8 protein-coding genes are annotated in these 12,428 nt (G+C 39.5%); 2 read left to right on the plus strand and 6 right to left on the minus strand.

Annotated elements, in window-relative coordinates; all coding sequences use genetic code 11:
• Positions 1-71: 71 nt before the first annotated feature.
• Both nagE and DV427_RS00675 read left to right on the plus strand, forming a co-directional pair.
• A complete protein-coding gene (gene nagE / locus DV427_RS00670; RefSeq protein WP_114890951.1) occupies positions 72-1,535 on the plus strand; it encodes an N-acetylglucosamine-specific PTS transporter subunit IIBC in 1,464 nt (487 codons plus the stop codon).
• A 63-nt stretch (positions 1,536-1,598) separates the two neighbouring features.
• A complete protein-coding gene (locus DV427_RS00675) occupies positions 1,599-2,033 on the plus strand; it encodes a methyltransferase family protein (RefSeq protein WP_114890952.1) in 435 nt (144 codons plus the stop codon).
• A 42-nt stretch (positions 2,034-2,075) separates the two neighbouring features.
• Here DV427_RS00675 and hflC read toward each other — a convergent pair whose 3' ends face one another.
• The 6 genes from hflC to DV427_RS00715 form a co-directional block, all read right to left on the minus strand.
• Positions 2,076-2,963, minus strand: coding sequence for a protease modulator HflC (gene hflC, locus DV427_RS00680; RefSeq protein WP_114890953.1), 888 nt, complete (start codon positions 2,961-2,963; stop codon positions 2,076-2,078).
• Complete coding sequence (gene hflK, locus DV427_RS00685; RefSeq protein ID WP_162790243.1) at positions 2,963-4,198, minus strand: FtsH protease activity modulator HflK; 1,236 nt, start codon at positions 4,196-4,198, stop codon at positions 2,963-2,965. Before hflK ends, hflC begins: the two co-directional genes overlap by 1 nt.
• A 714-nt stretch (positions 4,199-4,912) precedes the next feature.
• Positions 4,913-5,386, minus strand: coding sequence for a hypothetical protein (locus DV427_RS00695; protein ID WP_162790244.1), 474 nt, complete (start codon positions 5,384-5,386; stop codon positions 4,913-4,915).
• Positions 5,387-5,926: 540 nt separating this feature from the next.
• Positions 5,927-7,789 carry a VENN motif pre-toxin domain-containing protein gene (locus tag DV427_RS00705; RefSeq protein WP_114890957.1) on the minus strand — a complete coding sequence of 621 codons (1,863 nt, stop codon included), beginning with the start codon at positions 7,787-7,789 and terminating at the stop codon, positions 5,927-5,929.
• A gap of 185 nt (positions 7,790-7,974) precedes the next feature.
• Positions 7,975-8,430: a hypothetical protein gene (locus DV427_RS00710; protein WP_114890958.1), complete on the minus strand. Its 456-nt coding sequence runs from the start codon at positions 8,428-8,430 to the stop codon at positions 7,975-7,977.
• A gap of 260 nt (positions 8,431-8,690) precedes the next feature.
• Positions 8,691-12,371, minus strand: a complete 3,681-nt coding sequence (locus DV427_RS00715; RefSeq protein ID WP_114890959.1) for a hemagglutinin repeat-containing protein — start codon at positions 12,369-12,371, stop codon at positions 8,691-8,693.
• Positions 12,372-12,428: the final 57 nt, after the last annotated feature.

Genomic DNA, 12,428 nt, shown 5'->3' on the forward strand with positions numbered 1-12,428 from the left:
TATAAGGCTTGAGGCAAAGAATGGGCTCAAGCCTTTTGATTTCATCAAAATATAAAAATTAAGGAGATTATATGAGTGTACTTAGTTACGCACAAAAAATCGGTCAAGCCTTAATGGTGCCTGTGGCAGCCTTACCTGCTGCGGCATTATTAATGGGTATTGGCTATTGGATAGACCCAGATGGTTGGGGTGCAAACAGTCAATTAGCAGCATTATTAATTAAATCTGGTGCAGCAATTATTGACAACATGGGCTTACTCTTCGCAGTAGGCGTCGCGTTTGGTCTTGCAAAAGACAAACACGGTTCCGCCGCACTTTCAGGTCTTGTTGGTTTCTATGTAGTAACCACCCTGCTTTCCCCTGCTGGTGTAGCACAATTACAGCACATTGATATTAGTGAAGTGCCTGCCGCATTCAAAAAAATCAATAACCAATTTATCGGGATTTTAATTGGTGTAATTTCAGCTGAACTTTACAACCGGTTCTATCAAGTTGAATTACCAAAAGCGCTTTCGTTCTTTAGCGGAAAACGCCTCGTCCCAATTTTGGTTTCTTTCGTGATGATCGCCGTATCATTTGCCTTACTCTATATTTGGCCTCATATTTTTAACGCACTCGTTTCATTTGGTGAATCCATCAAAGATTTAGGTGCAGTCGGTGCGGGTATCTACGGTTTCTTCAACCGTTTATTAATTCCTGTTGGCTTACACCATGCCTTAAACTCTGTATTCTGGTTTGACGTAGCGGGTATCAATGATATTCCAAACTTCTTAGGCGGTGCTAAATCTATTGCCGAAGGCACTGCAACTATGGGGGTAACAGGTATGTATCAAGCTGGTTTCTTCCCAGTGATGATGTTTGGTTTACCAGGTGCTGCTCTTGCAATTTATCACTGCGCAAAACCAAATCAAAAAGTACAAGTTGCCTCAATTATGCTTGCGGGTGCGTTAGCCTCTTTCTTTACAGGGATCACCGAACCGCTTGAATTCTCATTCATGTTCGTTGCACCTGTACTTTATGTATTGCATGCATTATTAACAGGTATCTCTGTATTCATTGCAGCCACAATGCACTGGATTGCAGGATTCGGCTTTAGTGCTGGTTTAGTGGATATGGTACTTTCTAGCCGCAACCCACTTGCTGTTAGCTGGTATATGTTGCTTGTACAAGGTATTGTATTCTTTGCTATCTATTATTTTGTGTTCCGTTTTGCAATTAATGCCTTTAATCTCAAAACGCTGGGACGTGAAGATAAAGCAGAAACAGTTGCAGTCCCAACACAAAGTAACCAATCTCGCGAAGAAAGAGCGGTAAAATTTATCGCTGCTTTAGGTGGTTCAGAAAACTTCAAAACTGTGGATGCTTGTATCACTCGTTTACGCTTAACTTTAGTTGACCATCACAATATTAATGAAGATCAACTTAAAGCGCTTGGTTCAAAAGGTAATGTAAAATTAGGCAATGATGGATTACAAGTCATTTTAGGGCCTGAAGCTGAACTTATGGCAGAAGCAATTAAAGCAAAATTAAAATAAATTTTGGCCGCACTTTACATGCCGTCTATCACTAGGCGGCATTTTTATTAATGAGATTTAGCGATGTTATTTATTCCACCACCACTACTCTGTTTATTAATTGGCACAGCAATGTATTTCTTGCCAAAAGTTGCTAGTTATTCAGTCCATTTTGCAATTATTGCCTTTGTCATTACGCTTTCATTTTTGATTGCTGGGGGCAGTGTGTTTCAATTTTTTATCCGCAAAACGACTATCAATCCTCATGACTTTAAACATACAACACAATTAGTTTCTACAGGCATATTTCGATTTAGCCGTAACCCAATGTATTTAAGTTTGCTGTTAATGTTAATTGCCTGGACTCTTTGGTTGAGTAATAGTTTGGCTTGGTTAGGCGTGATTGTCTTTATACTAGTTATGAATCGCTTTCAAATAGCCAGAGAAGAAGCCTATTTGGAAAGTAAATTTGGCGATGAATATCGTCGTTACAAACAAAAAGTAAGACGCTGGCTATAAAAAAACACCTTCACAAGGAAGGTGTTGTCATCAATTTAAAATCTATTTCTTCGGTACTTGCATAAAACGGAAGAAATCACTATCCGGTTTTAAAATCATCATATTGTCAGAATTTGCAAAACTCGCTTCATAGGCTTTTAAACTACGTACAAAAGTAAAGAATTGAGGCTCTTGTGCAAAAGCATCTGAATATAATTTTGCAGCCGCAGCATCGCCTGAACCTCGTAATTCTTGTGCAGTTTTATTTGCATTAGCAAGAATCAACGTCACTTTACGATCTACATCAGCTTGGATAAATGCTGCTTTTTCTTTACCTTGAGAACGGTGTTCACGCGCGACTGCATCACGTTCTGCACGCATACGTTGATAAATTGAAGAAGAGACTTCGTCCGGTAAATTGATTTGTTTTACACGCACATCAATTACTTCAATACCCAATTCTGCCGTACTATCTTGCCCTGAATTTAAAGCTTTTTTTGCCCCTTCCATTAATTCACCGCGTGTACCAGAAACGATATCTTTAATGGTTCTTGTACCAATTTCAGAACGCAAACGGTCATTTACTTTACGGCTTAACAAGCTTGAAGCTTGAGTATAATCACCACCACCAGTAGATGTGTAGAATCGACCAAAATCACTAATCTTCCATTTCACATAAGAATCTACTAGCAAGTCTTTTTTCTCAACAGTAACAAAACGTGTTGCTGAACCATCTAAAGTACGAATACGTGCATCTAAAACTTTAATGCTATCAATCAAAGGCACTTTAAAATGCAAGCCTGGTTCATAGACAACCACCTTATTATCTGCATCACGTTGTACTTTGTTGAATCGCAACATAATACCGCGAGTACCTTCCGTCACGACCACGACACTGGAATACAACACTGCTGCAATCACGAAAATAGCTGGTAATAAAAATTTACGCATTAGTTAAATCTCCCTTGGCGAATCGGCTCAACAGTGCTTGGTAGTTGGCTTGAAGAATGATTAATACGCTCTGGCTGTGATAAAACAGGTGCAGATTCTACCGCTCTTTCTGTTACGACTGGCGCTTTAGCTGATACTTTTTTACCCATAATTTGTTCTAAGGGTAACACAGTTAAATTGTTACCATTATTGCCATCAAGCATCACTTTTGGGGTATTTGCCATGACTTTTTCCATGGTTTGAATATATAAACGCTCACGCAGTAAATCTGGCGCAGCTTTAAATTCAGGCAACAAACGCTGCAAACGTTCCACTTCTCCTCGTGCATCTAACACGATACGATCTTTATAAGCTGTCGCTTCTTCAATAATACGTTGTGCATCACCACGCGCAATCGGCTCTTTCTCTCGGGCATAGGCTTCCGCTTCACGAATGAAACGTTGTTCATCTTCCTGTGCTTTAATCGCATCATCAAACGCATCTTTTACTTCTTCAGGTGGGCGCGCAGATTGGAAGTTCACATCAATCACCTCAAGTCCCATATCATAGGATTTGATAATGTCATTTAATGCTTTCCACGTATCTTCACGAACAACCGCACGGCCTGTTGTTAAAATATCATTCATTGACATATGGCCGATCACATAACGCAATGCACTGTCAGTCGCTTGACCTAAACTGTCATCCGCATTCGTCACGCTAAAACGATATTTAGCAGGATCTTGCACGCGATATTGCACGGTCATTTCCACACGAACCATATTTTCATCTTTAGTCAGCATTGAACCTTGAGTACGAAGTTCCTTAACTTGCTCTACATTCACTGGCAATACTTTATCTACAAATGTTGGTTTCCAGTTCAAACCTGGTTGAACAATAGAATGTAATTCACCAAAACGAAGCACCACACCACGCTCAGCCTCTTTAATAGTGTAGAAACCACTTACGCCCCAAATAATCGCACCAATCGCCACGACAAGTGGAACCACCTTTCCAAAATTAAATGGCGTACTGTTTTGAGAACTACCATTATTTTGACCGCTCTTTTTATTTCCACCACCTAATTTTCTGAGAAGATTATTAAAAATCTCCTCAATATCTGGCGGAGATTGTTCTTGATTCCCACGATTTTGATTGTTATTCCATCCATTATTATTGGATGAATTTCCCGGCTGTTGGTCGTTGCTTTGCCCTGGTTTGCTCCAAGGATCGCGATCTGAACCGTTCTGTGACATTTCATTCTCCATTTGTCAAAAAATTGTTAAGAGTTTAGCTAAATAAATGGGGCGCGTCTATGAAAATGCAAGAGGGAATAACCATTAATTTCGCCGCACTTTCAAGTTATGCCCCTTAGGAGCGGAGATTTTTTGCCGTTAGTGTTAGATAGCTTTTACTGTTTGCTATCATAGCAGTTACAGCTTTAACAGATTTTTAAATTAAGTTTGCCTTTAATAGCAATACGCACATTTTCAGAAAAAGCGATGTTAATTCTCATCGCAGCTTAGGTGTCTTGCTCTCTCGTGATATTTGCGTAGAAAATCGGATATGCTTACGCTAGATTGGATGTAAAATTATAAGGTTTGATTAACACAAGCATCGTTTAAAATACAAAAGTGCGGTCAATTTTTGAGAAGTTTTAAAACTATTTAAAAATTGACCGCACTTTATATCTAGATATTTTAAATTTTATACCATTAAAATATCAAATTTATGTATTTTTAATTCCTCACCCTCTTCGCCACTTGTTATAATCAGCTGCATATATTAATAAAAATAATACAAATAGCCCCCCCCATACTTTTAAACTAAAAAATAAATGCTCTTCACTTAAAAAAAATCGCCCTGATCAATATACCCAGTAATAAAGTAGGCATTTATATAAAAAATAATTTGTAGAATTATAGTCATTAAAAAAGATCTCTTTAATATAATTAAAAAATATTTCATATCTATTTCTTCCTTTCTTTTGCTTCTAATTTATCATTCACTTGATTAATAATCTCACCAACAACACCCCCTATGAATGGAGATACAGGCTTTAACACAGGAGGAGATATTTTTTCCATAGTATAACCTCCTAAGGCGCTTTCGGCATATTTTACCTGTTCATTCACATGAGATTTACCATCAGATATTGTTGATACTGCAGTATCAACAGAACCAATTAAAACGGAAGTACCTAAAGGAGCGTTTAATAGATATGGAGCAAGTAACCCTGTTCTTATAGTTTTATTTGCATCAATATAACCTGTTGCAGCATATTGAGTTATTGCACTAGCCGTAGCCCCCATCGCCACTCCTTGTGCATATTGCTTATATGTTATTTCAGTTATAGGTTTCAAACCATGCTCAATTCCCTGGACAGCTGTTCGAACTACTTTAGCCTGTGTAGGATTATAAGAATAATAAATTCCTTGACTCACTAATTCCCCCACGATGGCGCAAGCGTCCTCGCTTGTGCCTATCAACTAAAAGTGCGGTCAAAAAATTCAAAGAATTTTGAATATTGGCTCTGCCGATGGTTATGAGTAAAATTCACAATGTTTTTATTAAACAGCGCCTGCTTGGACGCTGGCGCTATCATTGGGGTGAACGCTTGCGCCATCATAGGGTTTTAAAATTCTTTAAAAATTGACCGCACTTTGTACTTCTGTATTTTAAATTTTAGTCTGTTTAAATATCAAACAGACTAAAAATTTCTAATAATTAACATCAGAAATTAAACACTTTCTATACTAGCTACCTCTGAGTTTTTTAGATATAAACATTGCTAATACTATTAATGGTGACATCCTAGAAAACATATAGAAATTAAAAGATAGTATATCCTTTATCTCAAGAATAGAAATATCACCTAGATTTATGATAAAGGTAAACACGATAAAACATAAAGATATTATTATAAATCCAGATAGAAAAACAACGAGGGAATAAATAAAAAACTGAATAATATTATTAAACACTTATTCACCTCCTAGAATTATAGATTTCATGTTTTTCTCATTATTTTCCAATTTTTTACTTGTAGCTTCACTCGCCATTGAATCGACTACTGCCCCAAATCTAACTGGTAAATATTTATAATCTTCGTATCCTGTATAATAAAAATTTTTATTTCTATATTGAGGCTCATAATTGTTTTTATATTTACTAATACTTCTAACAACCAAGGAATCAATTGATTTCTCAGCTACTTTACCTGCAAAACTGCCAGCTGCTGTTGCTAACCCAGAAGATACTGCTTTATAACCAGCATGTTTAATTGAATCCTCATTAGACTCAAAATATCCTTGCAAGCCTGAACTTAGGGTATTCACTATCAATGTAGTTTTAAAATTTGTTCCTCCAGTAATAAATCCTGTTGTACCGCTCCAAGCTAAATCACTGGCTGATGTATCTTTACCTTGATAAGAGTTACCCAAATGAGTGGCTGTCATACTTAAGCCTGAATTTGTCAGTTTTTCAGTCAAAATAGGATGTGCTTTAGCAAAATCCCCAACTTTTGCTGTTGCAGAAACCACTTTGTTTGGTAAGTTCAATGCATTAACAGTTGCTGGCACTTTACTTAATGCATTTGAAAGTACACCAACGCCATAAATCATCGAGGCTGACTCCAGCCCATCCTTAACTGAATAAGCTATTTTCCCATTCGCTGAATTTTTATAATTCTCAGGAGCATCAAGTTCGTTCTTGACAGTATAATACATCTCTTCATCACGAGAATGTTTTTCAGAACGCCAACCTAGCCAGTTCTTGCTCTCTTCTGGCAAGGTATTCACTGCTTGCGATCTTTGTGCATCCGTACCGGCAAAAGGGAAATGACCATAATCTCGTTTTGGTACAGGATCATTAATTAAATATTCTGATTCGAAACGATTCTTAGCGTTAACTGGCGATATTGGCGATGCCAATTTATAACCAGATGCGGTATTTCCCGTAACAGTTTCTATATAATAACGATCTACATAGCTTAAAAATGCCTCTCTTTCCTTGCTATTTAAGGAATTTGGATCTTTTCTAAATTTATCCAAGAGAACATCACTACGCTGATCTGATTCAATTAAATCTCTAAACTCCAATTTTTCTTTGTTTGTTAATTGTTCTCCACGATGATATTTTGTTTTTAACGCATTTAATCTCGCTCTTGATGCATCACTCAAGAAATTATTCTCCACCGCCCTTTTAGCCGTCCCTGCTCCAGAGGTTGCAGCAAGGAAATTCCCCCCTTGCTCTGTAGTGGCGCCATTTGCCTTCGCCGTTAATGCCGCAGCTAATCCTCCCGCCAGTTGACTTAACGTGCTAATGTTTTCCTTCTCATTTGCTGTAAGTTGATTTGGCGTTTTATTATAGATTGCCTGCGTAAGGATTTGTGCAGTCACTTCTCCTGTCACCCCTGCCACTGCACCCGTCAATGGGTCTTTGCCTGTCACTTGAAACTCTACTGCAGAAAGCAGAGCATGCGCCATAAGATTCGCAGCTTTGTCTTTTGCCGTGTCGCCTGCCGTCATCTCGTGGATGGTTTTGTTGAGATAAGGTGAAGCCAGTGCGACAAGGCTGCCTGCGGTATCATTTTGTGCCGCTGCTTGTAATGCCGCTGTCACGACGCGAATCGCCATGCCTGTCTTACTTCCAATACCGTAAGTGCCGTCTATATCATTTTGAATAGCGGTAATTTGTTTACCGATTTCTTGCGCTTGCGTACTCGCTTTGCCGTATTTTTCTTCCGCTTTAAATTTTTCCAATGACAGTTTATTAATCTTCTCACGCTCATTATACGTGGCAATGCTTATCGCGTTGTTCGTGATGTCGCCTATCACCTTCGCCATTTCTTGGCGCTCTTGCACTTTTTGTAAATCTTGTTTTTCAACACGTTGATTCGCATTTTTTGTGTCACGTGAAAGTGCGGTCAGATTTTCACTATTTTTATTAATAACCTTATTTTTTATAAAAAAGCACGCATCAGGAAACGCGCGCTATTTAAGTTAAATTTTAATTCACCCACCGCACCCAACTATTTTTCAAGTTTATCATCTACCGATACAGTTATTAACTTTATAAATCGTGAATCAATATCATACTGTATATTTACATAAATATTACCTTTTACTTTAAACTTAATCCAAGGGTCAATAAAACCTATTATTGAACCAGCACCTCCACCAAAGTCTATAACCTTACATTCAAGGAACTCTATAACATCATCAATCTTTTCAAGGTTTTCAAAATTATTAAAAATTCTAATATTCATTTTATTATATTTTCTTTTCTCAAGATTAAAAAAAACCGCTGTTATTTTCCTCTTAGAAAATAATATTTCCAACCATGAGTTTTCAAATGAAAAATATACATCACTATCAACTTCATCTACTACAAATTTTTCACCTATAAAAGATATAAAATCTAATATTTTAGAATCACCCAAGCTTAAACTTAATAATTCACATATTTTATCATTTAATAAAATCACTTTATACCTCTCTCTGAATTTCTATTTTTTACTTTCTCTATAGCTTGATTAATATCATCCTCATCAAATCCATAATTTAATAGATTATTTTTATTCTGTTCTAAATCTAAACATTGAGCTCCACATAAATCTTTAGAATCTTTCAATGTTTGACTAGAAGTATTCCTTCCACCATACGTTCTACTATTCTTATGAACTTCTTTAGGGATGGCTATTGCTGTTGCCTCATTTTTTAATTTATATTTTTCCTCTCTTGTTAATTATCGTCCTAAGCTTTTTTCTAGGCTTTTAATCTGAGCAGCAAATGATGGAATATGATCTAAATCAAGATTATCTCCTACGACTGAACGTGCTTTTAAAACTTTATAACTATCTACATCCAACGCTTTAACACTCTCAAATTGTTTAATCGTTTCTTTTTGATACTTAATCGCCTCGGCAACATTCCCTGCTTTTTCAGCAGCTTTCGCCATGTTAAGTGCGTTCTTCGCCTCTTTTAACGGCTTCGTCACAACATCCGCACCTGGAATCAACCCTACTGTTGCCAACGCGTAGTCAATACCATTTTCCGCTTCTACAAAGGATTTTATATCTCCAATTATCGGCGTAAAGTCCGCTAAAAATGCACCTATATCACCCGTGGTTCTTAAGTTTTTAACCAATTCAGGATGCGCTTTTTCAAATTCTTCCGCAGCTTGACGCGTCGCTTCTGAAATTTTTTCTTGCGCCTTAGCTTCGGCAGTCCAGTCAACTTGAGGATTATTAACAGCAGTTTCTAAAGCAAAATTATTCTCCACTGCCCTTTTAGCCGTCTCTGCTCCTGAAGTTGCCGCAAGGAAACTACCACCTTGCTCTGTGGTGGTGCCATTCGCCTTCGCCGTCAATGCCGCAGCCAATCCGCCCGCCAATTGACTTAACGTACTAATATTTTCCTTCTCATTAGCCGTTAATTCACTGACTGGCTTGCCATAAGCTCTCGCGATGATTTCAGCCGTTACCTCACCTGTCACCCCAGCAATTGCGCCCGTTAATGGGTCCTTGCCTGTCACTTGAAACTCCACTGCAGAAAGAAGGGCATGCGCCATCAGATTCGTCGCTTTGTCTTTTGCGGTATCGCCTGCCGTCATCTCGTGGATGGTTTTGTTGAGATAAGGTGAAGCTAGGGCAACAAGACTGCCTGCGGTATCGTTTTGTGCTGCTGCTTGCAATGCCGCTGTCACCGCGCGAATCGCCATGCCGGTCTTACTTCCAATACCGTAAGTGCCGTCTATATCATTTTGAATAGCGGTAATTTGTTTACCAATTTCTTGCGCTTGCGTACTCGCTTTGCCGTATTTTTCTTCCGCTTTAAATTTTTCCAATGACAGTTTATTAATCTTCTCACGCTCATTATACGTGGCGATATTAATCGCGTTGTTCGTGATGTCGCCTATCACTTTCGCCATTTCTTGGCGCTCTTGCACTTTTTGTAAATCTTGCTTTTCAACACGTTGATTCGCATTTTGGGTATCTCGTGAAAGTGCGGTCAGTTTTTCCGGTGTTTCGGTGTCTATCTGAATGTTGTCGCTGATAGCTGATTGGGTGGTGCTGCGCGCGCTTTCATTGGTGTTGCCCAATAAGCTCAAGGCACTGCTTATCGCTTGCATCGGGTTAATGCCTCCCGTACCGGCCCCCATGCTCGCACTTTCGGTTTTAATCTCGCTTTTATTTTCAATATCGGTATGCGTGAGTGATTTTGTTTTGAAGCGGTTTTTACTTGCCTCAGCATCGCTTTCGATAATCGCACCATTCAGTTGGGTATGGTTATGGATATGGGCATCCATGCCATCTTCACCCACACGAATACCCGCTTGTTCATTCACTTGCGCATAATCTACTTTCGCTTTGTTATAGGAGGTACTCACCGAGGCTCCACCTCCTGCCCCCTGTGCCACCGAGCCACTTGCACTCGCACTCGTTTGTTTGGATTCGTATTTCTCTGTATCTTGACGGCTCGTTATCGTCAGGTTTTGAATATCCGCTTCCCAACGTTTCGCGTTGAGATTTGCTGCATCAAGGCTGAGGTTTCCTGCTTCGCTATTGGTAATGAGCTTATCCGCTTGCAAGTGACTGTTTTGCCAACGTTCGCTATCCGAATTCGACTTGCCCTTCGCTACATTCACCGAACCCTCAATACCAATTCCATAACTATTACCATTGGTTCCAACAAAAACGCCTACACTTCCTCCTACAGATTTATTTTCTGTGCGTTGGTGCTCTTCGTCTTTTACACCTTTTATCTCAATGCCTTTTTTGCCTGATAATGCCATTAATTTCGCATTCGCATCCACGCCTTCAAAGGTGAGTTTTTCATCACGGGCTTTTACATTAAACGTACCAGTGCTCACCGTTGATTTTTGATGACTAATACTCTGGCTTTCGCTACTTTGCGTTTGTTTTTGGCTGCCATAACCAAGACTAATCTTCACACTTGGGCTGGATGTCGTCCCGGTATTCTGCATATTACCAGCACGTAAGGCATCTAAGGTTTCCGCTACCTTACCCACATTTTGAGCCGCCATGCCCACTTCTTCCGCGGCTTTCACTGCATAAAGTGCCTTGAGTTTTCCATTGGTGACTTGTTGGCTGCGATTCACACTGTTATAAGCCGCCTGTGCCATATCAGTCACTGGGGTACTCAAGGCAATTGTCACGCCAGATTGTTTATACTCATGCCCCTCTTTACGTTCAATAATATCTTTTCCGGCTTCGACCTTAATACTTGCGCCTTCAATATCAATTCGATTCGTGCGTGGTGTAATCATATCCGTACCAAGAACATTTGTATGATTACCCGCACTCACCCTGATATTGCCATTCATTGAACCCAGCGTGCTACGTGCATCTGATTGTGTCCAACCTTCCGTTTCATAATCATGTTTTTCTGATTTCGAACCAACGGTAAAACCAATACCGCCGTCTGTGAACACACCTCTGGTTTTCTTGGTTTCCACGCGCTTATTTTTGAAATGATTGGTATCCGCTGCAATATCGACATCATGCCCAGCCTGAATATGCAGATTATCATCTGCAATAGCCTGCATGCCTTTCGCCTTCACATCATGACCTGCTGAAAGCACCACATCTTTACCACTCACCTGTGTGCCGACTTGAGTAACGGATTGTTGTTGGTCTAGGCTAGTTTTGGTCGTTTTAGCAAGGCTGCCGCTTTTCGTTTTGTGAAACTCTTCAAAATCTCGGCTTTCTTTTGCACCATTCAACACAAGGTCATTTTCCGCAATAGCCATTAACTTCGCTTCACTCTCCAGCTGTGCCCCTTCGGCTCGGAGATTTTTTGCCGTAAGCGTTACATCACCCTTGCCCTTAATTTGGCTGCTGATGGCTTGCTCAACTTTCTCATGACGGTAATGATTGCCTGCGCCCATCTTTTCATCAAAGCCCACTGAAAGTGCGGTGAGATTCACGTTATTTTTGCTTTGAACAAGCGTGCTGCCATTGCCATCGTTAATAATATCTGCCCCTTTAGCGTTCAGATTATTTGATGAGAGTTGTAATTGGCCATCTTCTCCTTTTACATGGAAAAGTGCTTTACGAGCCAGTGTCGTTTCACTACGTTGGAAATGAGATAAGTCCACCTTTGTTGTCATCGTGGTACTTTCGTGATTTAAATCACCGCCCACATCCACCAAGAGGGCGCGCTCGGCTTCTACTTTACCACCAATATTATCGAAGTTATTCGTGGTGTTGATGCCTACTTTATCACCCGTAATGGTGCCTGCGTTGAATAAGCTTTCGGTATTTAATAACGTGAGCTTACGGCCTGCAATGGTGCCACTATTGGTTAAGCGGTTACTCCGCAAATCAATCACATCCGCTGAAATCAACGTGCCTTCGCCATTTAAGTCACCTTTCTGAGCCATCGCATAGACGCGAGGCGCCATCACTTTAACTTGTTTTCCGCTTGGTAAGGTTACTACGCTAAATTGAATATGAAATTA

Source organism: Haemophilus haemolyticus (genome assembly GCF_003351405.1).
Classification (GTDB): domain Bacteria; phylum Pseudomonadota; class Gammaproteobacteria; order Enterobacterales; family Pasteurellaceae; genus Haemophilus; species Haemophilus haemolyticus_N.